This window comes from Myroides sp. 1354, assembly GCF_030324495.1.
GTDB lineage: Bacteria > Bacteroidota > Bacteroidia > Flavobacteriales > Flavobacteriaceae > Flavobacterium.
This window is the reverse complement of record NZ_JACAGN010000014.1, coordinates 149-20,486: the sequence shown is the minus strand read 5'-3', so window position 1 is coordinate 20,486 and position 20,338 is coordinate 149. Positions and strand designations below refer to the sequence as shown.

Sequence of the window (20,338 nt, the reverse complement as noted above, 5' to 3'; positions counted from 1 at the left end):
TATTTTTTTAAATGTTTAGTTTTTTTGAGATTTTAGATTTGCTCGGAACATTGGCATTTGCAATTTCCGGAGCATTGGCGGGGCGTGAGCGTAAGCTAGATTTGTTTGGTATGATTATCTTGGCCTTTGCCACAGCAGTGGGAGGTGGAACCATACGGGATATGATGATTGGAATTACCCCCGTATTTTGGTTAACTGACCTTAGTTATTTTTATGTCACCTTTTTAGGCGTTTTCCTTTCGTTGGTATTTTATAAACGCTTTACGATTTTGCGCTATTCGCTTTTTTTGTTTGATACGATTGGAATCGCTGTTTTTACGCTAATTGGAATAGCAAAAGGAATGTCTGTGGGATTACATCCCGTATTTTGTATCGCATTAGGTACGATTACGGCTTGTTTTGGAGGGGTTATTCGCGATATTCTAGCGAACCAGATTCCCATTATCTTTCAAAAGGAAATTTATGCAACAGCTTGTATATTCGGAGGTTGCGTATACTATTTATTAGATCATTACCAAGTTAATAAAGAAGTAATTTATCTGACTACAGCCGGTAGTGTTATCATTCTTCGTTTGTTGGCCGTTCGCTATAAATGGAGTTTGCCTTTTGCAAATCGGTTGACAGACAATTAACGGTTATCGGTTATGGGGTATCAGTTATCAGCTGATAACCCATAACCCATAACCGATAACCATTTATTCCTGTAAGGTGTTTTTTGTATGTGTTTCAAAGTGATCTGGACTGAGAATAACGATTCCTTTTTGTAGAAGGAGGTTGTTGGGATAGGAAATTTGTTCTCCATCTTTCGTTATTAACAGCAGGTAAAAAGCTTTGATGTCTACGATTCTACCTTCTGTTGGAAAATCTTTGTCCTGAATGCGAATAATATCGCCGATGCGAAAAGGAAAAGAAAAGAATAGTAAAATACCCGCTGTGATATTGCTTAATAAAGACCATTGGGCAAACATAGCAACCCCAATTACTGTAAATACAGAGGTTAAGGTCAATAGTACATTGTCTTTTTCAACGCCCCAAATGGTAAAGATGATAATAAACAACAAGACGAGTAGTAGCAAGTTAAACAAGCGAATGACCACAGCTTCTCGACCTTCTTTCATTTCAGATTTTTTTGAAAAAGAGTGAATGATTGTCGTAATGACTTTTCTCGAAATCAAAAAGATTAGGATAGCGATTGCTGTAATTATAGCTTTAAATAAATATCCTTCAGGCATGTTTTAATCTTTAATAAACTGTAATAATTCTTCCATTAGTTCTGTCGTAGGCAAGCCCACGATATTGGTATAGGAACCATTGATTCGTTCGATTCCCACTAAGCCAATCCATTCTTGAATACCATAGGCCCCTGCTTTGTCATAGGGTTTGTATTGATCAATGTAATATTCAATTTGCTCCAGACTTAACGGTTTAAAATGTACGGCTGTGACAACGTGAAATACATGTTCTTTTTGCTGTGTTTTTAAACAGATTGATGTAATTACTTCATGTGCTTTTCCTGATAAGGAGGTTAGCATTTCAATCGCATCTTGTCTGTCTAAAGGCTTTCCTAATGATTGACCTTCGTGCCATACAGTGGTATCGCTGGTAATTAAAATTTCTCTTTCATCCGTTAGCGCAATAGCGTCTGCCTTTAATTTAGCAATATAATCGGTAATTGCGGCGCCTTGAAGTTCATGGGGATAAATTTCATCTATATCCGAAGCTCGTACAACAAAAGTTAAGCCTAAGTCGTGTAAGAATTGCTTGCGTCTAGGTGAATTAGACCCTAATACAAGGGTATAGTTGTTTAATATTTGATAAGGCATAAGATCAATTAATCGTATTTAGCATCAAAGTGTTGAAACCATTTTTGTTGGGTTTTCATCACTTGTTCAATTACTTCTCTTACTGCGCCTTCACCGCCATTTTTATGTGAAATATAACGAGAGATACGCTTGATTTCTGGTGAAGCATCCTGAGGAGCAGTAGGAAGTGCTACTTGTTGCATCACGTGATAATCGGGAATATCATCTCCCATATATAAAATTTCATCTGCCGTTAGGTTGTGATCGGCACAGTATTTTTTGAAAATTTCCACTTTATTGGAAACCCCCAAGAAAATATCTTTTACCCCTAAGTTGCTCAATCTTGTTTTTACACCTTCGTTACTTCCTCCAGAGATGATACATACGCGATAACCGTTTTCTAAAGCAGCTTTGATGGCATAACCATCTTTGATACTCATAATTCGCAATAAATCTCCATTGTTGGTAACGTGAACTTTTCCGTCCGTTAAAACGCCATCTACATCCAATATGAATGTAGTGATATCGTTCATGATTTCTTTAAAGTGTTTAGACATTATCTATTTTGTATTGATTTTGTAATAAGTTGATAGATTTCTTTTTTTGTGGGATCAGTCAACATTTTGAGGTGTTGATTGATGGTATTTTCATCTCCTCTAGATGCAGGGCCAGTTTGGGCATCGAGTGGAGATAAATGCATGATTTTATTGGCTGTTTCTAAGATTAACGGTTTTAGAATTTCAAAGGGCACTTGGTATTCTTTGCAAATGTCTTCTCCCATGGTAAACATATGATTGGAGAAATTATTGACAAATACCGCAGCTAAGTGAATGGCTTTTCGCTGTTCCGAAGAAATTTTATACACGCGTTCTGAAAAACTCACCGCAATGTTTTCTAGCAATTGAAAATCCTCTGTGTGATTCGCCTCAATGCAGAAGGGAATGGAAGAAAAGTCTAGCTCTTTATCTTTCGAAAAGGATTGTAGCATATACATTACTCCCTTGCGTTGTTGTTGTATGGCTGACATAGGAATCGTTCCTGAAGTATGCACTACAAACTGATTGGGGAGTTGAATGGATTTGGAAACTTCTTCAATGGCAATATCGCTAACGGCAATGATAAAAATATCCGCAGGTTTTAATTGCGCGATATCACTCACAACTCTACTTTCAGGAACTAAATCAGTAACTGAATTCGCTTTTCTTGCGTATATTTGTTGTAGCTCCAACCGATCACTTTCTAGGATGTTTCCTATTAAGTGGTGCGCAACTTTTCCCGAACCTAAAATTGTTATTGTAACCATAAGGTAAAGATAAAGATTTTAGTGGTAAGGGAGGGAGGAATTAAAATAAATAATCGCATGATGAAAGATATTGAAAACCTAAAAGATATTCAATTGTTGGTCAATACTTTTTATGGTAGAGTGCAACAAGACGATTTGATCGGGCCCATATTTAATGAGCGTTTAGCAGGTAAATGGGACTATCACTTAGAAAAAATGTACGCGTTTTGGCAAACGGTCTTATTAGAAGAACACACCTATTCAGGGAGACCTTTTCCGCCTCATGCTAAATTACCCGTTAACCAAGAACATTTTGATCGGTGGAAATCAATTTTTAATCGCACCGTCGATGAATTGTTCGAGGGAAAAATTGCAGAAGAATCCAAATGGCGTGCAGAACGCATGGCCGCAATGTTCTTGAGTAAGATTGAGTATTTTAATGGAGAGAGGTGAGAAGATAGAGGAAAGAAGAAAGAAGTGAACGTTAAACGTCCATAAATAAGGTTCACTTTTTGAAGAACGAAAGTTTACAAAAACGCATAAAAAAAGAGTAACTCCTTTAATCGAAAATTTCACTTCTTTCCTCTCTCTCCTTTCCTCTTTCCATTAACCATTTACTTTTTCTTCCCGTTGTTAAACTTTACATTTCCCAGTGGATTTTTCGGTTTATCTGTTTTCGTGAAAGGTTTTTTACTCGATGAACTTGCTGCTTTAGGTTTGCTGTTGAATGGCTTAGCTTCTGCAGGTCGCTCTGATTTTACTTTCTTTACGATGTTTTCTTTATTTTGTTGTAAAACCTCCATGGGATTTTTAGGTTCGTCTTTTGTACCTCTAAGATAAATAACCAATCCATTTAAGAAGTTTCTCAAAATTTGATCTCCACACTCCATGTATTTTGGGTGGTCAACATTTCTAAAGAAATTTCCTAATTCTCCTTTAGAAATTCTAAAATCAACCAATTCAAGAATTTCTACAATTTGTTCGTCTCTCAGTTGTAAAGCAACTCTCAGTTTCTTTAAAATATCGTTATTAGTCATGGGCGATAGTTATAATTTATCTTTTAATATTTGAATTTCATCTCGTAATTGTGCAGCTAGCATAAAATTGAGGTCCATGGCTGCTTTTTCCATTTCCTTGCGCTTGCTGTTGATTAGCTTTTGTAGCTCCTCTTTGGAGTAGTATTTCGCTTGGTCTTCAGCAACTTTTTTTACCTGTTCGGTCATCAACTCATCATAGGTTGGTTTAATCAGGTCGTTGCTTATTTTTTTATTCAATCCCGTAGGAGTAATATGGTGTTGGGTATTATAGGCAATTTGTTTTGCACGTCTATAATTTGTTTCGTCTATGGTTTTTTGCATGCTGGCAGTAATCTTGTCTGCATACATAATGGCTTTTCCATTGACGTTTCTAGCAGCTCGACCAACGGTTTGGGTTAGTGAACGATGACTGCGTAGAAAACCTTCTTTATCTGCATCTAAAATCGCGACAAGCGATACTTCGGGTAAATCCAATCCTTCACGCAATAAGTTTACCCCAATGAGAACATCAAACAAACCTTTTCTCAAATCTTGCATGATTTCGATGCGCTCAATGGTATCCACATCTGAGTGAACATAGCGACAACGAACCCCCATTTTGGTGAAGTATTTAGCTAATTCCTCTGCCATGCGTTTGGTTAAGGTTGTAACGAGTATTCGCTCATCTTTATCTACGCGTTGTTGAATTTCTTCGATCAAGTCGTCAATTTGATTTTCTGTTGGACGTACCTCAATAATGGGATCTAGTAATCCTGTAGGGCGAATTAATTGCTCTACAATAACGCCTTCACTTTTTTGAAGTTCATAATCAGCAGGGGTTGCCGAAACATAAATGACTTGGTTCTGCATGGCTTCAAATTCTTCAAACTTTAATGGACGGTTGTCCAAAGCTGCAGGTAATCGAAAACCGTATTCTACTAGATTTTCCTTTCGTGAACGGTCACCACCATACATGGCGTGAACTTGAGAAATAGTCACGTGACTTTCATCTACCACCATTAAGTAATCATCAGGAAAATAATCCAATAAACAGAAAGGACGGGTTCCTGGCTCTCGTCCATCTAAATAGCGAGAGTAGTTTTCAATTCCAGAACAATAGCCCAATTCTTTCATCATTTCTAGATCAAAATTAGTACGCTCTTCTAAGCGTTTTGCTTCCAGGTGCTTACCAATTTCTTTGAAATAAGTAATTTGCTTTTCTAAGTCTTGTTGTATTTCCCAAATGGCGTTGTTTAACACATCAGGAGAGGTAACAAACATATTAGCAGGATAGATATTTAAACGAGTAAATTTCTCAATGACCTGAGCTGTTGTCACATCAAATACCTCAATGGCTTCAATTTCATCTCCAAAGAAGTGAATACGGTAGGGGTTATCTGCGTAACTAGGAAATACTTCAATGGTATCTCCTTTGATTCGAAAATAACCAGGAGTAAAATCTGCTTCTGTACGGGCATATAAACTTTGTACCAATCGATGTAACAATTGAGTACGGCTTATTTCTTGGTCAATTTCAATTGAGATTACGTTCTTTTGAAACTCAACAGGGTTTCCAATACCGTATAGACAAGAAACAGAGGCTACAACTAAAACATCACGACGACCAGATAATAGGGTAGAAGTGGTGCTAAGACGCAGTTTTTCCAATTCCTCATTGATAGATAAATCTTTCTCGATGTATTGACCTGTAACGGGGATAAATGCTTCAGGTTGATAGTAGTCATAATAAGAAACGAAGTACTCTACCGCGTTGTTGGGGAAGAAACTTTTAAATTCTGAATACAATTGCGCCGCCAAAGTTTTATTATGTGCTAAAACTAAGGTTGGTTTTTGTACTTCTTTGATTACGTTGGCAATACTAAAAGTTTTACCAGAACCCGTAACTCCGACTAACGTTTGATATTTCTGATCATCCAAAATACTTTGAGTCAATTGGCTAATAGCTTCTGGTTGATCTCCGGTAGGGCTATAATCAGATTGTAAATCAAATTTCATAACTACTTGTTTAAATGCAAAGGTACGCATTTAAACAAAAAAAGCACAAGCATATAGCTTGTGCTTTTTAGTATAATTAATGTACTAATTAGTTTACTTTGAAAATTGCTCTTCTAGCAACGTTTTTAGCTTGTGATCCGTCGATACCATTTCCTTTAGCAGAAATTTTACCTGCAGGAACTCCAGCTTTAACTAAAAGATTTTTCACAGCGTCTGCACGTCTTTGTGATAATTTTTGGTTATAGTCTTTGTTTCCTGTTGAATCAGCATATCCACCAACTTCTAAAGTAGCAGAAGGGTTATTTTTCATGTAAGAAACGATGAAGTTAATACCTTCTAAAGTTGTAGGCTCAGCTTTATCGAAACCAAAGTTAACAGCTACATAACCTTTATTGATTAATTCTTTAACCAAAGCAGCGTCATCAGCGTTCATTGTTTCGTTATTTCCGTATTTCTCTTGGAAATAAGCCTCAATGTTATCAGCGATACCATTGTTGTTTTTATCAATGTTTCTTCCTCTTGAATCAACTAAAGCTCCAGCTGGTGTATTAGGCTCTAAGTCTAAGTAATCAGCTACTCCGTCGTTGTCTGAGTCAACTAACATTGATTCGATTTGATCTAATCTGTTAGCTAAAGAATTGATTTCATTTTTAGTTTGAGATTCTTCAGAATACCAGTCAGCGTGTTGACCGTGTTTACCTAAATAGATAGAGATACCCATTGAAGCATTAAACATTGTTCCTTGGAATACAGAACGGTTTGTTGCAGAAGCACCATCCCAGTTTCTGTCTTGTTGTGTATTTTGAATTACAGTGAAGTCAGCGTTTAAAGCTACTCTAGAGTGTAATTTAACTTGTCCTGTTAAACCAGCCATTAAGTGACCCATTTTGTCAGAACTAGAGAAATTATCTCCATTTAACCAAGAATAACCTCCACCCGCGTGAACTTGTAATCCTAAAGTATTTGTCCAGTTTTCAAAGTTTAAAACTCTACCTAAGTTTACAACTCCTTCTAAACTTGTTCTGTAGTAATCGCTTTGTGCGTTTAAATTACTGTTTGTCCAGTTATCAATTTTGTCATAACCAAAAGAAGCTTTAACTCCAATTTTGTTGTTGATGCTATATCTAACACCACCGTCTAAATGTAAGTTTTTGAAAGTCTCAGCAGAATAGCCTGAACTTAATGTTCTTGCTGGTTTTGCAAAACCTGCATTTAAATCAACTGACCACTTATTATATGGCTTGTCTTGCGCATTAGCACAAATACCTACCGTAAGTGCTAATAAAGATAATGTGATTTTTTTCATAATTTAATTTTTACTTTCACTTGTCCGCTATCGTAATAGCTACTATTGTTTCGTTTACGAGGCAAATATACTATAAAGTTTTTAAATATGCATTTTTTACAAGAAAAATACAATTTTTTAAAGAAAAAGTGAATTATATAAAATCAATGAGGAGTCTCTTTGTTTTATATAAATGTTGCTTTTTGAATAATGTATTGCAAAAAACATAACTTTTACTTCAATTATTAACTAATTTGTTTTTTTATTTTTTTCTCTACCACAAATGTTCCAAATGGGATTATTGAAGCTATACATGCTAAAAATAATGTTTTGTTCGACCATTTTAACTCATTTTTTATCAAAATAGCGAAAACGATATAAGCAATGAATAAAATTCCGTGTGCCATACCTACTTTTTGTACCATATATGGACTATCCCATATATATTTTAGAGGCATTGCGATGAACAATAATACAAGGAGAGACACTCCTTCTAGAAAAGCTATAATCCTAAATAGATTAACCATAATTTTGAGTCTTTAATTTGAAGGAGCTAAAATAGGGCTAATGGCGAATAATTCAAATATTTAGGACGGGATTAATGCTAAATATATCATAAAAAAAGCCTAGTCGAACTAGGCTTTTACATTTATGCTAAGAACTTAGCATTATATTCTTTTAAGTCAGCAATGTTATGCTTGTTTGTCGGATCTTTGAATAGAGATAGTAAATATTGTAAGCTCTCTATGTCGTTTTTTGTAGGAGCAGTTACTTCCTCTACGATTTCATCTTCTTCGATTGGATCATCGTTTGGAATCGCAATGAAAAAACCATTGTTATTTTCAATGTGCTCATACGTAAGTCTAATGGCTTTTACCAAAGTAGGAACTTCTTCTAGTAAAGCATATTCTCTTAATTTCTTAAGGTTTGGAACTATTTGATCCACTACAAGACCGTTAGTAACTAAATCAGATTGGATTAACTTAATTAGTTTAATTGCGTTTGCGTTTTCCACAGTATTAAATTTTGGGTATTATTAATTGTAGTACAAAAATAAGCTTTTTAATAGTTTAGCAAATAAAAAAGTAGATTTAATTTTAAATTGTATGCTCTTTTTAGAATAATACTCCTTCTTTCGCAATTGTATTTTTGTAGTTTCTTTCTTGTAAGGTACTATGAGGCAGTTAGTTTATCAAGAAATGCTGTTGGGTACAACAAGTAGAAGACGCATTTCTTGTTTTGTATTTTCTCTGCGAATCACTTTCATCTGTTTGACTTATTTTCGCGTTTGGCGACTTTGTTATTTTTTTGCGATTTATTTAAAACGACATTTTTCTCTTTTTTTGTCGATTGCAACGAGGGTATTTTTCAAAAAACGCAAGGGTTTTGCCTTGAAATGCTCCTTAAGGGTTTGTTTTTTATATGTATTTATTTCTGTTTGTTGTGTGTATTTATTAGTATGTGTTGTTAATTTATGTATTTTTTTAATTAAATATTTATTGGTTTGTTAAAGTGTTGTGTTTTTCTATATTGTGTTAATTGTTGGTTAAAGCGTGTTTCATTAAATTACTTTGACCAACTTATAAAAGATTTGATACATAAATTAACAGATCAAAAGTTAAATTTGTTTAAATGAATTGTGTAAAAAAGTTTATTAAAATTAGTGAAAAATTGATAATTCATTATTTATTGATGATTTTCGATTAAACGGAATTAAGAGTGAATTTGTTGGACATTATCCTGACTATTCTGGGACACTAAATGATGTTTAAACGCTTTTTACAATCAATAATTCTCTTCTATTTAGAAGAGATAGAAGTAAAAAAATAAAACCTGTTGATCTAAAAAAAAAAAGTATCATGAAGTTATATGAATGGAATGTGAGTGTTCAAATGGAGCGATTTTTCTTTATGTTTTTTCTTTGCCTTTCTTTTTTGCTTTTGGCGAGTTATTATTATGCGATGATTGCACATAAAACAATGTATATCGTGAATTTTTTCGCCATTATCTTTAGTACTAAGCTTTTTTACATTATGGCTGATGTGGAAGATCACGTATTGAAAAAACAAATTGTACAGTTGATGAGTATCGGTGTGTTTATCTTGGTTATCAGTTTTTTACCTGTTCCTTTTTGGATTGTTGTGACCGTAAATAATTTCTTTGCCTTAGTCTATTTTGGCTTTATGTATCTTCATCAGCGAAAGAGTAGACAAAAATATAGGTTTATACAATCCTATGTTAGTTTAGTGCATCTATTTTATATTATTTATTTGATTTCCCTTAATTTACAAGTTCTCTTCATCCAATACGCTGAGAATGCAATCTACGTTTTGCTAAATTATCTTCAAGTTGGACTTCAAAGTGTTTTGTTAGTTTTATCTATGGTTAGTTATCTTTTTTATTCTAGAACATTGAGACTGAGAAAGATTAATTCTTTTTTTGATCTAGGACATCACTTAGCCAATCAGGAAAATAAACAAAAGCCGAGTTTGATGATTCGAAAAGAAACGCCAATATCCGATGAAGTCAAAATCAAACATCAAGAGGTCATGGAGCAGATTTTGGAGTTTTTTGAAACGCATACCGATTATTTAAAGAGCGACTTTACGCTTGAGCTATTGGGAAAATCTATTTCTATTTCCAACCTAAATCTAATTAGTTTCGTGATTAACAATCATTTAAATACCACTTTTTACAAGCTTGTGGCGTATTATAGAATTCTATATGCATTACAGTTGTTTGCGCTCCGACAAGATTGGACGTTAATTGCTATTGCAGAAAGTGTAGGTTTTAAGTCAGTCAATACTTTTAATAAGTATTTTAAAGATTTAACGGGGTTAAGCCCTATAGCGTATCGAGTTAGTTTAGAGAAAAAAAGAGCGTAATTATGTTTTGGATGTTGGTTATTTTTTCTTGTTATAGTTGTTTGTTTCTGTGTGCTAGGGAAAAGAATGAGGAACGAATGAAACTTTTTGGGATGAGTTGTAGTATTATAACTTTGAATATTTCTTTGTATTTCTTTGATTCTTTTCAAGATAATCGACCTTGTTTTTTCTTGAGTATTTTATTGTTTTTCTTGCAGGGATTTGGTTTGGTTTACGTATTAAAAATAACTCCATGGAAGCGCTATTTGCATTTACTACCTTTTGTATTATTTGCTGTATTCTATTTTTTCAATAACGGATTTGCTCAGGCGTTTATTCCTTTCAGTGCACTTAATAAAACGGGAATATTGTATAGTAGTATTTTGTCTTTCGCCTATGCTAATTATGGTTATTGGTGTTTAATAAAAGGAAAATATTATAAGACACTTCGACAATTTACGGCTTTTTATATCGTACTTTTATATTGTACTTCAATCTTATTTTTGATTGTTTATTTTTATCGGTACTCCTTTTTTGAGTACGTTACCTGTTTGTTTTTAATCATTAGTACTTGTCTTCTTTTAGGTGCGTTACTCTACGAATGGAGTTTGTTCTTTTACGCGAGAGTAAAAAAGATAAATCCTCATGTAACTAGGGAAGTCGATGTTATAGAACAACGTTTATTTGATAAAATAGCGTTGGATATTTCTGGATCTGAAGGTAAAGGCGAAGGAGCAAGAATTGATATAGGATTTAACCAAATTTCTGTAGGGAATATTTCTGGAATGCAATTAGCTGTTGTAGAAGAAACTTCTTATAAATCTGCAGTTATTCGAGAAGTTATCAGTGAAAAACTGATTGAGTCTCGTTTGTTTTTGAACCCTACACTCAATTTAGACCAACTAGCTGATTTAGTACAAGTGCCTAAGAGTGATTTAACGCGTTTTTTTAAGGAGTCTCAGGCAATTACATTCAAGCAATATATCAATCGCTTAAAAGTAGAATATGCAATTTTATTGATACGAGAGCGAGAGGAAAGTTATACGGTTGAAGAATTGAGTTTGCTTTGTGGATTTAATACGCGTTTGTCGTTTTATCGTGCTTTTGTCGATGTCTACGGTTTTGCACCTTCTGAAATTTTGACTTAAACAACAGGTTATCCCAGGCTGAAATTGTACTTGCGAAAGTGCGGTTGGGCAGTTTGTACGGATCTATAATTCGTCGTTTATACCATAGAAAATAGCATTAAAGTAGCCGAATAATTTTTTCATATCCTGCTGTAGGATGTAAAACCAACAGCAACTACCTAAAACGAGGGGGTTGCCTATGCTCAGGCAACCCCCAAATTTTGAAATGTGGTTTAGGTTATTCGTTTTCTACTTGTAAAAAGTTGCCCTCTCGATCAAAGTATAGTTCGACTTCTTGTCTTTCTTTTTTTAACTCTACTTCAAATCCGTTTCTCTTTTTTTCTATGCCTGTGTGTTTAAAATCAGCATAATACGTTTGAATATACGTCGTTATTGGAGTAGGGAAGATAGTCGTAGGGATGGTCTTATCTTGTTTATTTTCAACATCCGTCCAATCTCCTTGATGATTGAATTCAATCTTGAACCCATCATTCGTATATACTTTATATTCGGTTTCTTTTGCCTCTATTTCTTGCTTGATCAATACAGCCTCAGAGGAAGGAAAATGTTGATTTAGCAGCGATTGAGCCTCAGCAGGTAATTGTGCATAAGCAATTAATTGTTCGTTTTCATCTTCGTCTATATCAAGGCCGACAAATACTTGTGCTTCGTTAAAAATCAGTTCTAATTCATTGTTTAGCTTTACTTCATATCCTTTGCGATCGCGATCAATTTCGATGATGTGATTGCTTGGGTAGTGTTCTGCTGCATAAGCTTGAATAAGAGGGACTTCTTGTGCTAGAAAATCTGCGGGAATAGCAGAGTGATCTTCTGTTTCAATCTCAGTCCAATTTCCATTTTGATCGAAATCAAGACTCACTTGGTTATTGAGTAAAATATTATAATATGAACCATAATAATTCGGTTTACTTACCTTATGTGCGCGTAAGAATGTAGCATGAGGAAATGTCGTTGCAATAAACTGTTGCGTCGTCTCAGGTAATTGACCTAAGGTGATCTGTTCCACGTTAGTTGCATGAGAATCGTCACTACTACAAGCAGTAAAACCAAAACTCAGTGCTGCAAATAAAGCGATAGCGATTATTTTCTTGTTCATTTTTTTTGGTTTTTATTAGTTGTCAATTCGTTTAAATACTCCTGATTTTGAAAACTCTAATTCAAGTCCGTTGTTCAATTTTACTTCAAACAATCTAGTTTCTTTGTCTATTTTGACAATTTGGGCGTCAGGATAGTTTGTTTTTATATAGGTTACAATCGGTTCTAAGATGAAAGTAGTGGGAAGCGGATTTTTGTTGCCATCTACTTCATCCCATTCTCCTTCCTTGTCAAACTCGATTTCAATGCGATCGGCAAAGGTTACTTTGTAAGATACAGCTAAGAAATCCGTGTCTTTTTCTACTGTCTGTATGGTTTTACCATTGAAATGTACATCCATAAAAGCAAGTGCTTTTTTAGGTAATTCTTTTTTTGTAATGATGACATCTTTGGCTTGGGCAGATTCACTCATTATTAAAGCAAATACACTGATCATTCCTAAAAAAAATGTTTTTAATGTTTTCATAGCGGTCTCTGTTTTTTTAATTTATAGGACAAACATAGCTCGAGAATCTGGAAAGAATTGGGAATAATAAAAGAAAGTAAAGATTTCGAAGGGGATACAAGCTAATTGTTTTTAATTTATTTTGTTATATGACTGAAAAACAGCTGGGTATGTTGATTTTTTACTGAGATTATAGATGAAAAAAGAGGAGTTTTTAATTATTTGTTGTATCTTGTATGCTACTATAAGGAGGTTGATTTTGAATCAAATTGAAGGCTTTTTACTTTAAAAATAACAGGAGATAGGCAATCTTTTAAAAAAATAGAAAAATGAAAAAAGGAATCGGATTAATTTTAGGATTATTTACGTTGGTTGCATGTAACAATGGACCAAAAAATACGACGAATACCTCTACATCGGAACTACCCCAAGAAACACAAATCGTAGGGGGAGATAAAGATGACCATGGTTGTTTGGTAAGCGCTGGGGAAACATGGAGCGAATTAAAGCAAAAATGCCTGCGATTATTTGATGAAGGGATGCGTTTGGATCCTGTATCTACAGAGAAAACAGCCGTGTTTAGCGCTTTTGTTTTGGTTAATGAAGATCAATCTAAAGTTGAACTGTTTTTACCTGATGAGGATAAAACCAGTTTTATTTTAAATAAAAAAGAAGGTGATCTTTTCGAAGATAATACGTACAAGTACGATGCCAAAGAAGGTATACTCTACTTCAATGGACAAAAACAGTACGCAAAGTAAAACCCAGTTAGCAATAACGGGTTGTAATCAATTTTATGTAATGTTAGTCAATACACCTCAGAAAAACGTTTTTTGAGGTGTTTTTTTGTTTATTTGCCTTTTTGCAAGTCGCTTTTTCGCTGGATAATCGATTAAAGAAAATATATCCTTGATTCAGAAAATTTATCTGATAACTGTTAACTGATAACTGAAAAACTACCAACGAATACTAAAACAGTGCATTCCATTGTATTCGTAGTGAATAGATAGGAGAGGTGTAACTTTGATAATCGTTTGGACTAGTGCTAATCCCAACCCTGTAGATTCTTCATTGGTGGTACTTCTATAAAAGCGATTGTAGATTAAACTTTCATCTAAAGGAACTTTTACAGTACTGGTATTACGGATTGAAAAAGCATGTGTCTGTAGGTCAATTACAATTTGACCGTTAGGAGTATTATGTGCAATAGCATTCTTTAATAGGTTTTGTACGAGGGTGATTGCTAGTCCTTTATCCATGAAGATAGTACTAGATGTGGGGGTTTCGTTTATCGTAACCTCTAGTTGCTTATAAGCCAAGATATCCTCCCAATCTTCTACCAAATCTTTGACGATCTGATTGAGGTTTACCTCTTGGTATTGAACAAATTGTTTATTCTCGATTTTAGCGAGCATTAAAAGAGATTTGTTCAGCTTAATTAATCGCGTTAAACTTTGGTGAATGGATTGAATTTGATTGATTTGATGTTCATTTAGATCTTCTGCTTCAACAAGTAATTCGAGTTTATTGTTAATAATGGCAAGTGGAGTTTGAGACTCATGTGCTGCATTGGAAACAAAGGTTTTTTGTTGCTCTACCATATCTTCAATACGTTCAATCATTTTGTTGATTTCGCGCTGTAAATCAGTAAATTCCTTAATTGGCGTTTGCGTCTCTGGCGTCACGATACGCTGGCCTAGTGTATAGGTTTTTAAGTTGTGCAACAAACGGTAAAAGGGACTCCAAACGGCGCGTTTTAGGAGGATGTGATTAATGAGGTAAATACTGACTAAGAGCGCGAGGTATAAGATAAAAACGGCTAATCCAAAATCGCGTAATAAGTCATCGGCCTCAATGGTCGAGGTGCGTATTTCGAGTAAATAAGGATTTCCTTTTTGATCAATAAAGGTTGTGGTTAACATGCGAACAGGTTCGTCATTGTCATCCGCATCCATATAGATCATTTCTGTGCTGAATACATTCTTTCGAGAGTATTCGCCTGGTTCTAAAGGGGTAATGCGAAAACCATTTGTCCCAAAAGGAAGAAAGCTCTCTACCTGTGGATTTGCATAGGCTTTTTTGATGATTTCCGTTTTGCTATTTTTCAAACCATCGTCAATATTATCGTAAACTTCATCCGTCATAAAGGCATAAAAAATGACAACCCAGGCAGTTAAGACCACAATGATTCCCACCGATAAATAGCCCAACATATAATGATGTAGCTTCATTTTATTCTTGTACGAGTTTATATCCCATGCCATAAACAGATTGTATATTCACCTCCGCTTGGTGTGTTTTTAATTTTTTTCTCAGGTTTTTGACTTGTGAATAAACAAAATCAAAACTATCTGCCTCATCCATATTGTCTCCCCATATTTGCTCTACCAAGGAAGATTTAGTCACTAATCGATTGGCATTGACCACAAAATAGTACAACAATTCAAACTCCTTGTGGTTTAAGGCTAGCGGAGATCCATCAACCAAAACTGTGCGCTCATCTGTAATGATTTCTACATTATTCCATTTAATACTCTGAAAACCATGCTGGTTTTTTCTTCTTAAAACCGATTTGATTCGCGCCAATAATTCCGACAAATGAAAGGGCTTCGTAAGGTAATCATCTGCTCCAAGTTCTAATCCTAATACTTTATCGTCAATGGAGTCTTTGGCCGAAATAATAATGACAGAATCTTCCTTTCCTATTTGTTTAATCTCTCTCAGTAAATCAATACCATTCCCATCAGGAAGCATGATATCTAGTAAGATACAATCATAATCGTAACCAATTAGTTTGTCTATCCCTTGTTTGTAATTTTCGGCCAACTCAACTACATAATGTTCTTTGGCTAAGGATTCTTGTATAATGGAACGAAGTTCTTTTTCATCTTCTATAACAAGGATTTTCATAGTCTTTTTATAGTTAAAGGTAGTGTTTTTTTGGTTAACTGTTATCTGTTATCAGAAAGAGGATCGTAGGGGCACAGAGTCCTGTGCCCGATAAAACAAAAACACAAAAAAGCAAATCGACTGTTTGCCTTCATTTTTTCGTATCTTCATTTTTTATTTACACCCGTCTGCATGTACAACCCTATCAATATTCAAAATAAAATCCTTGATCTAGCTTCTAATGACAGTAGAATACGCGCAGTATTGCTCAATGGATCAAGGGCAAATCCTCAAGTTAAAGCCGATGTGTATCAGGATTTTGATCTTGTATGGGTAGTGGATGACATGGATTCTTTTTTAAACAATCGTTCCTGGTTGTTTGCCTTGGGGACTCCACTGGTACAACAATTGCCAGACGAAATGGAATTAGGAAAAGACGAGTCCATTGAAAAAGTGTCTTTTACTTTTCTTATTATTTTTAACGAAGGGTATCGCTTAGATATTACGCTGTTTCCCAAAGCCAAAATGGCTACTCATTTTCAATCGGATAGTTTGACTGTCGTTTGGCTGGATAAGGATGATTTGTTTCAGGATATTGCACCAACTTCAGATAAGGATTATCACGTTCAACTGCCTACACAACGACAATTTAGCGAAGTGAGTAACGAATTTTGGTGGTGCATGACCAATGTCGCAAAGGGCTTGAAAAGAGGTGAAATTACCTATGCAAAAGAGATGTTGGAAACCGTCGTTCGTCCTGTTTTTATGGAGATGGTTGCCTGGAATATTGGTGTACAATATCACTTTTCCGTTTCCGTTGGGAAATCAGGTAAGTTTATGCGTCACTATTTAAAAGATTCTCACTATCAAAAGCTGTTGCAAACGTATAGTGACTCCTCTCTAATCCAGAATTGGCAAGCGTTGTTTGTCATGATGGATTTCTTCTTGGAACAACAACAAGAAGTAGCACATGCACTGAATCTATACCACAATAAAGAGGAAGCAAAAGGTGTTCGTCATTTTGTTGACACAATCTATGCTTTGGGTTAGTTTTGTTTTTCTGTTTTTTCGTTTTTTTGTGAGTAGATATTGATATCAGTTATGAGTTATCGGTTATCGGTTATGAGTGATTAGAAAGAAGAAAGTAGGGGCACAGGGTCCTGTGCCCGATAAAACGAAGTGATTTTTTAAAATAGAATATAAGTCTTATAAGGAAAGAAGAAAAAAGAGAGAAGAAAGAGGAAAATTTTTCTAAACATTGAGAATCTCTACAAAAAAGCAAAAACACAAAAAAGCAACAAACAAACGATGCAAGCAATCATCCAGGAATTTGAAACTCTTATTGAGCAATTTCCTCCCGCAATTTTAGCACTTTCACCCACAGAGATGGAAAATAAACCAGCTTCAGATAAATGGAGTAAAAAGGAAATCGTAGGGCATCTAATTGATAGTGCTATAACGAATTATCTTCGATTTATTAAAGCGCAGTTTCAAGAGAATCCACAGCTTTTTTACGAACAGGTAGCATATTGTCAAAGTGCTAATTATCAAGAAACTGAACTAATACAACTCGTCGAATTATGGCGTGCTTTAAATAAGCAGCTGTTGTTTTTGTTTCAAACGGTTTTACAGAAAAACGCACAAAATAGAATTTGTAACAATCAAACACTTGCGTATTTGATGGAAGATTATGTCAAGCATTTCAAACACCATCAAAAACAAATTTTTGAATAACTTTTGAGGGAGAGAAGAAAGGGGAAAGAGGAGAGAAGAAAGAAGAAAATTTTCTAAATATTGAGAATCTCTACAAAAAAGCGAAAACACAAAAACACAAAAAAGCCTAATGAAATAAAGAGGAGAGAAGAAAGAAGAAAATTTTCTAACTATTGAGAATCTCTACAAAAACACAAAAACACAAAAAAGCAAAAACACAAAAAAGCAATTTGTCCGATTTTCGCTTCAACTTGTGTTGTTTTCTCCTCAGAGAAGGAGACTACCTTTGATGTAAATTATAAATAATGTACAGATGAAAGTAGATGACCTTTTAGGAAAAACAGACAAACCGATTTTATTGCAATTTTTTGCGGAGTGGTGTGGACCTTGTAAAATGTTATCGCGTATGATTGATGAGTCATACGATATGGTAACAGAAAAAGTAGAATTACAGCGTATTGATGTGGATCATGATTCACAATTGGCGGCGGAGTTTTTTGTACGCGCTGTTCCAACGATGGTGTTGATTGACCAACAAGGTGTAATTTTGTGGAGACACACCGGTGTATTACCAGTACCAGAAATTTTGAAACAGGTGAATTTGTAAAATACAAAGGCCGATGTGGTGAAAAGTAAAGTACTTTAGTTCAGAATAAAATAAATTAGTAAAATAGAAAAAGAATGGAATTTAGTGCATTAAAGGAACGTGCATTGGCCTATGCTAAATATCAAGAAGTAAACCGATTTGTTGCTTTTGGTTCTGTAGCATCTGCTATTTTAACAAAGCAAGGTAATGTTTATGTGGGAATTAGTATTGATACGGCTTGTTCGATGGGATTTTGTGCAGAACATAGCGCTATTGCTGAAATGTTAAAACATCAAGAAGTAGAAATAGCAAAGTTGATTGCCGTTACAGAAAGCGGAGAAGTAGTACCTCCATGTGGACGCTGTCGTGAATTTATAACGCAAGTATCTCCAGAGAATTATAAGACACAAGTGATGGTTAACTCAGATACTGTTTTAACGATGAAGGAACTTTTGCCCTTTGATTGGAAACCTACAGTAGATAAAACCTGGTAAATTAAAGTGAGATAGATGAGAAATGTTATTTTATACATAGCGGTAAGTTTAGATGGCTATATCGCTGCACCCGATGGGAGTGTTGCTTTTTTAGATGATTTTCAAGAGGAGGCTGTAGGAGATTATGGTTATCAGGATTTTGTGTCAGGAATTGATACCTGCTTAATGGGAAGTAATACCTATAAAGCAATCTTGGGATTTGGTTTTCCGTGGCCGTATATGGATCAAGACACCTATGTTGTAACCTCTAATCCACAATTGGAGATTGATAGTCCAAAAACCACCCGAGTAGTGGGAAATATAGCGGAAACAATTCAACGATTAAAACAAGAAACAATAGGTAAAGACATTTGGCTAGTTGGAGGAGGACAATTGGTTCAATATGCGTTGAATGCAGATGTATTGGATCAAATGATTTTGTCCATTACACCTAAATTACTTGGAGAAGGAATTCGATTGTTTCCTGAAAAAAGTTTGGGCTCTGCTTGGGAATTAACCCATCAACAAGCATATGAAACAGGGATGGTGGTGTTGACTTATACTAAAAGAAAAGTCGCAAAGTAAACGGATATAAAAACGAGAAAGCGTATCTTTATAAGATGTTGAATTAAATACTTGTCAAGATGTCCATTCATCCATCCAATACCACGCGATTTTCCAATCGCGTAGCGGATTATATTCGTTATAGACCTACCTATCCTGTAGAAATTATCCAACAATTAGAACAAGCAGTAGGGTTGAATCCGATGTTTGCTGTGGCGGATATCGGCAGTGGAACCGGGCTTTCTGCGCAGCGCTTTGTTGAAGCAGGGAATTTGGTGTATGGGGTAGAACCTAACTTTGAAATGAGAGAAGCCAGTCGAACTTTTTTTCAAGGTAATCGCAATTTCAAAGCCATAGATGGAACAGCAGAGCAAACGACTTTAGTTACCAAGTCGATTGATTTAATTTTCTGCGGACAGGCCTATCATTGGTTTGATTTTGAACAAACAAAATTGGAGTTTGATCGCATCCTCAAACCTAAAGGGGTGATTGTATTGGCGTGGAATGAACGCAGTACATCAGATCCACTCCAACAGGAATATGAACAGATGATGCGCGATTTGATTCCAGAATACAGCAAAGTCACCCAAAAGAACATAGATACAGACAATATAGCAGCCTTTTTAGCTCCTAGACCGTTAGAAATTATATCCTTGACGAATCAACAAGTTTTTAATCTGGAAGAACTCAAAGGTAGGTTACTATCGTCTTCTTATGCTCCTAAAGAAGGAGAAATGAATTATCAGGAGGTCATGCAAGCATTAGAACAGATTTTTGAAAAATATCAAGAAAATGGAAAGGTCGTATTTCGCTATGATACCTTGTTGTACGTAGGGAAAGGAATGTTGTGAAGCTGTTTTTTTGTTCTTTGCTCTTTGTGAGATTGTGAATTGGAAAGAAGAAAGAAGAAAGAAGAAAGAAGAAAGAAGTGAATTCTCTACAAAGCACAATCTCACGATGAACAAATCGGAGCGCAGCGAAAATCGTAACGTAGTGAAGATTCATCGAACACCAAAACCAATATAAGCTCTGTGAGATATATTCATCAAATACCAATATAAAACATTAACCAATGAGATAAACCTCACGATGAACAAATCGGAGCGCAGCGAAAATCGTAACGTAGTGAAGATTCATCGAACACCAAAACCAATATAAGC

The 20,338-nt window shown here is 35.0% G+C and carries 24 protein-coding genes; 11 read left to right on the top strand and 13 right to left on the bottom strand.

Annotated features, from left to right (window positions below):
* Nucleotides 1–11: 11 nt before the first annotated feature.
* Nucleotides 12–632 carry a trimeric intracellular cation channel family protein gene (locus HX004_RS13525; protein WP_286443120.1) on the top strand — a complete coding sequence of 207 codons (621 nt, stop codon included), beginning with the start codon at nt 12–14 and terminating at the stop codon, nt 630–632.
* A 63-nt stretch (nt 633–695) separates the two neighbouring features.
* Here HX004_RS13525 and HX004_RS13520 read toward each other — a convergent pair whose 3' ends face one another.
* Genes HX004_RS13520 through HX004_RS13505 form a run of 4 tightly spaced genes read right to left on the bottom strand, consistent with a single transcriptional unit; the run spans nt 696 to nt 3,105 of the window.
* A complete protein-coding gene (locus HX004_RS13520) occupies nt 696–1,232 on the bottom strand; it encodes a mechanosensitive ion channel domain-containing protein (protein ID WP_286443118.1) in 537 nt (178 codons plus the stop codon).
* Between the two features lie 3 nt (nt 1,233–1,235).
* Nucleotides 1,236–1,823, bottom strand: a complete 588-nt coding sequence (locus HX004_RS13515) for a Maf family nucleotide pyrophosphatase (protein WP_286443117.1) — start codon at nt 1,821–1,823, stop codon at nt 1,236–1,238.
* Nucleotides 1,824–1,831: 8 nt separating this feature from the next.
* Nucleotides 1,832–2,359 (bottom strand): KdsC family phosphatase, encoded by a 528-nt coding sequence (locus tag HX004_RS13510; protein ID WP_286443116.1) that lies wholly within the window; start codon nt 2,357–2,359, stop codon nt 1,832–1,834.
* On the bottom strand, nt 2,359–3,105 hold the full coding sequence (locus tag HX004_RS13505) for a Rossmann-like and DUF2520 domain-containing protein (protein WP_286443115.1): 747 nt from the start codon (nt 3,103–3,105) through the stop codon (nt 2,359–2,361). The genes HX004_RS13510 and HX004_RS13505 overlap by 1 nt, the downstream gene beginning before the upstream one ends.
* 57 nt (nt 3,106–3,162) lie before the next feature.
* On the opposite strand from HX004_RS13505, the gene HX004_RS13500 reads away from it, so the two are divergent.
* Nucleotides 3,163–3,537 (top strand): group III truncated hemoglobin, encoded by a 375-nt coding sequence (locus HX004_RS13500; RefSeq protein ID WP_286443114.1) that lies wholly within the window; start codon nt 3,163–3,165, stop codon nt 3,535–3,537.
* A gap of 161 nt (nt 3,538–3,698) precedes the next feature.
* On the opposite strand, the gene HX004_RS13495 is transcribed toward HX004_RS13500, so the two are convergent.
* The 5 genes from HX004_RS13495 to HX004_RS13475 form a co-directional block, all read right to left on the bottom strand.
* Nucleotides 3,699–4,121, bottom strand: coding sequence for a DUF1456 family protein (locus HX004_RS13495; protein ID WP_286443113.1), 423 nt, complete (start codon nt 4,119–4,121; stop codon nt 3,699–3,701).
* Between the two features lie 9 nt (nt 4,122–4,130).
* Nucleotides 4,131–6,116, bottom strand: a complete 1,986-nt coding sequence (uvrB, locus tag HX004_RS13490; RefSeq protein ID WP_286443112.1) for an excinuclease ABC subunit UvrB — start codon at nt 6,114–6,116, stop codon at nt 4,131–4,133.
* An 88-nt stretch (nt 6,117–6,204) separates the two neighbouring features.
* Nucleotides 6,205–7,422, bottom strand: coding sequence for an OmpA family protein (locus tag HX004_RS13485; protein ID WP_286443111.1), 1,218 nt, complete (start codon nt 7,420–7,422; stop codon nt 6,205–6,207).
* A gap of 224 nt (nt 7,423–7,646) precedes the next feature.
* Nucleotides 7,647–7,928, bottom strand: a complete 282-nt coding sequence (locus HX004_RS13480) for a DUF3817 domain-containing protein (protein ID WP_286443110.1) — start codon at nt 7,926–7,928, stop codon at nt 7,647–7,649.
* A 122-nt stretch (nt 7,929–8,050) separates the two neighbouring features.
* A complete protein-coding gene (locus tag HX004_RS13475; protein WP_286443109.1) occupies nt 8,051–8,416 on the bottom strand; it encodes a hypothetical protein in 366 nt (121 codons plus the stop codon).
* 844 nt (nt 8,417–9,260) lie between these two features.
* On the opposite strand from HX004_RS13475, the gene HX004_RS13470 reads away from it, so the two are divergent.
* Nucleotides 9,261–10,286: an AraC family transcriptional regulator gene (locus tag HX004_RS13470; RefSeq protein WP_286443108.1), complete on the top strand. Its 1,026-nt coding sequence runs from the start codon at nt 9,261–9,263 to the stop codon at nt 10,284–10,286.
* A gap of 92 nt (nt 10,287–10,378) precedes the next feature.
* A complete protein-coding gene (locus tag HX004_RS13465) occupies nt 10,379–11,413 on the top strand; it encodes a helix-turn-helix transcriptional regulator (protein ID WP_286443107.1) in 1,035 nt (344 codons plus the stop codon).
* A gap of 217 nt (nt 11,414–11,630) precedes the next feature.
* Here the strand turns inward: HX004_RS13465 and HX004_RS13460 are convergent, their stop codons facing one another.
* A complete protein-coding gene (locus HX004_RS13460) occupies nt 11,631–12,509 on the bottom strand; it encodes a PepSY-like domain-containing protein (protein WP_286443106.1) in 879 nt (292 codons plus the stop codon).
* Nucleotides 12,510–12,524: 15 nt separating this feature from the next.
* Nucleotides 12,525–12,974: a PepSY-like domain-containing protein gene (locus HX004_RS13455; protein ID WP_286443105.1), complete on the bottom strand. Its 450-nt coding sequence runs from the start codon at nt 12,972–12,974 to the stop codon at nt 12,525–12,527.
* A gap of 308 nt (nt 12,975–13,282) precedes the next feature.
* Here HX004_RS13455 and HX004_RS13450 point away from each other — a divergent pair, with 308 nt between their 5' ends.
* Nucleotides 13,283–13,714: a hypothetical protein gene (locus HX004_RS13450; RefSeq protein ID WP_286443104.1), complete on the top strand. Its 432-nt coding sequence runs from the start codon at nt 13,283–13,285 to the stop codon at nt 13,712–13,714.
* 195 nt (nt 13,715–13,909) lie between these two features.
* Here the strand turns inward: HX004_RS13450 and HX004_RS13445 are convergent, their stop codons facing one another.
* Complete coding sequence (locus HX004_RS13445; RefSeq protein WP_286443103.1) at nt 13,910–15,217, bottom strand: sensor histidine kinase; 1,308 nt, start codon at nt 15,215–15,217, stop codon at nt 13,910–13,912.
* Nucleotides 15,186–15,863: a response regulator transcription factor gene (locus tag HX004_RS13440; RefSeq protein ID WP_286443102.1), complete on the bottom strand. Its 678-nt coding sequence runs from the start codon at nt 15,861–15,863 to the stop codon at nt 15,186–15,188. Before HX004_RS13440 ends, HX004_RS13445 begins: the two co-directional genes overlap by 32 nt.
* Before the next feature lie 171 nt (nt 15,864–16,034).
* Between HX004_RS13440 and HX004_RS13435 the strand changes: the two genes are divergently transcribed.
* From HX004_RS13435 to HX004_RS13410, 6 genes are all read left to right on the top strand, one after another.
* The gene (locus HX004_RS13435) at nt 16,035–16,892 is read left to right on the top strand and encodes an aminoglycoside 6-adenylyltransferase (protein ID WP_286443101.1); all 858 of its coding nucleotides are present in this window, start codon (nt 16,035–16,037) and stop codon (nt 16,890–16,892) included.
* 258 nt (nt 16,893–17,150) lie between these two features.
* Entirely contained in the window at nt 17,151–17,576 is a 426-nt protein-coding gene (locus HX004_RS13430; RefSeq protein WP_286443100.1) for a DinB family protein, read from the top strand.
* Nucleotides 17,577–17,868: 292 nt separating this feature from the next.
* Nucleotides 17,869–18,162 carry a thioredoxin family protein gene (locus tag HX004_RS13425; protein WP_286443099.1) on the top strand — a complete coding sequence of 98 codons (294 nt, stop codon included), beginning with the start codon at nt 17,869–17,871 and terminating at the stop codon, nt 18,160–18,162.
* A 74-nt stretch (nt 18,163–18,236) separates the two neighbouring features.
* On the top strand, nt 18,237–18,635 hold the full coding sequence (locus HX004_RS13420; protein ID WP_286443098.1) for a cytidine deaminase family protein: 399 nt from the start codon (nt 18,237–18,239) through the stop codon (nt 18,633–18,635).
* A 15-nt stretch (nt 18,636–18,650) separates the two neighbouring features.
* Entirely contained in the window at nt 18,651–19,199 is a 549-nt protein-coding gene (locus tag HX004_RS13415; RefSeq protein ID WP_286443097.1) for a dihydrofolate reductase family protein, read from the top strand.
* A 59-nt stretch (nt 19,200–19,258) separates the two neighbouring features.
* A complete protein-coding gene (locus HX004_RS13410; protein WP_286443096.1) occupies nt 19,259–20,029 on the top strand; it encodes a class I SAM-dependent methyltransferase in 771 nt (256 codons plus the stop codon).
* Nucleotides 20,030–20,338 lie beyond the last annotated feature (309 nt).

What these genes read in the sequence shown, in the direction of transcription:
- HX004_RS13525 (WP_286443120.1), top strand. Translation starts at nt 12, where the DNA reads ATGTTTAGTTTTTTTGAGATTTTAGATTTGCTCGGAACATTGGCATTT.
- HX004_RS13520 (WP_286443118.1), bottom strand. Translation starts at nt 1,232, where the DNA reads ATGCCTGAAGGATATTTATTTAAAGCTATAATTACAGCAATCGCTATC.
- HX004_RS13515 (WP_286443117.1), bottom strand. Translation starts at nt 1,823, where the DNA reads ATGCCTTATCAAATATTAAACAACTATACCCTTGTATTAGGGTCTAAT.
- HX004_RS13510 (WP_286443116.1), bottom strand. Translation starts at nt 2,359, where the DNA reads ATGTCTAAACACTTTAAAGAAATCATGAACGATATCACTACATTCATA.
- HX004_RS13505 (WP_286443115.1), bottom strand. Translation starts at nt 3,105, where the DNA reads ATGGTTACAATAACAATTTTAGGTTCGGGAAAAGTTGCGCACCACTTA.
- HX004_RS13500 (WP_286443114.1), top strand. Translation starts at nt 3,163, where the DNA reads ATGATGAAAGATATTGAAAACCTAAAAGATATTCAATTGTTGGTCAAT.
- HX004_RS13495 (WP_286443113.1), bottom strand. Translation starts at nt 4,121, where the DNA reads ATGACTAATAACGATATTTTAAAGAAACTGAGAGTTGCTTTACAACTG.
- uvrB (WP_286443112.1), bottom strand. Translation starts at nt 6,116, where the DNA reads ATGAAATTTGATTTACAATCTGATTATAGCCCTACCGGAGATCAACCA.
- HX004_RS13485 (WP_286443111.1), bottom strand. Translation starts at nt 7,422, where the DNA reads ATGAAAAAAATCACATTATCTTTATTAGCACTTACGGTAGGTATTTGT.
- HX004_RS13480 (WP_286443110.1), bottom strand. Translation starts at nt 7,928, where the DNA reads ATGGTTAATCTATTTAGGATTATAGCTTTTCTAGAAGGAGTGTCTCTC.
- HX004_RS13470 (WP_286443108.1), top strand. Translation starts at nt 9,261, where the DNA reads ATGAAGTTATATGAATGGAATGTGAGTGTTCAAATGGAGCGATTTTTC.
- HX004_RS13465 (WP_286443107.1), top strand. Translation starts at nt 10,379, where the DNA reads ATGAGTTGTAGTATTATAACTTTGAATATTTCTTTGTATTTCTTTGAT.
- HX004_RS13460 (WP_286443106.1), bottom strand. Translation starts at nt 12,509, where the DNA reads ATGAACAAGAAAATAATCGCTATCGCTTTATTTGCAGCACTGAGTTTT.
- HX004_RS13455 (WP_286443105.1), bottom strand. Translation starts at nt 12,974, where the DNA reads ATGAAAACATTAAAAACATTTTTTTTAGGAATGATCAGTGTATTTGCT.
- HX004_RS13450 (WP_286443104.1), top strand. Translation starts at nt 13,283, where the DNA reads ATGAAAAAAGGAATCGGATTAATTTTAGGATTATTTACGTTGGTTGCA.
- HX004_RS13445 (WP_286443103.1), bottom strand. Translation starts at nt 15,217, where the DNA reads ATGGCATGGGATATAAACTCGTACAAGAATAAAATGAAGCTACATCAT.
- HX004_RS13440 (WP_286443102.1), bottom strand. Translation starts at nt 15,863, where the DNA reads ATGAAAATCCTTGTTATAGAAGATGAAAAAGAACTTCGTTCCATTATA.
- HX004_RS13435 (WP_286443101.1), top strand. Translation starts at nt 16,035, where the DNA reads ATGTACAACCCTATCAATATTCAAAATAAAATCCTTGATCTAGCTTCT.
- HX004_RS13430 (WP_286443100.1), top strand. Translation starts at nt 17,151, where the DNA reads ATGCAAGCAATCATCCAGGAATTTGAAACTCTTATTGAGCAATTTCCT.
- HX004_RS13425 (WP_286443099.1), top strand. Translation starts at nt 17,869, where the DNA reads ATGAAAGTAGATGACCTTTTAGGAAAAACAGACAAACCGATTTTATTG.
- HX004_RS13420 (WP_286443098.1), top strand. Translation starts at nt 18,237, where the DNA reads ATGGAATTTAGTGCATTAAAGGAACGTGCATTGGCCTATGCTAAATAT.
- HX004_RS13415 (WP_286443097.1), top strand. Translation starts at nt 18,651, where the DNA reads ATGAGAAATGTTATTTTATACATAGCGGTAAGTTTAGATGGCTATATC.
- HX004_RS13410 (WP_286443096.1), top strand. Translation starts at nt 19,259, where the DNA reads ATGTCCATTCATCCATCCAATACCACGCGATTTTCCAATCGCGTAGCG.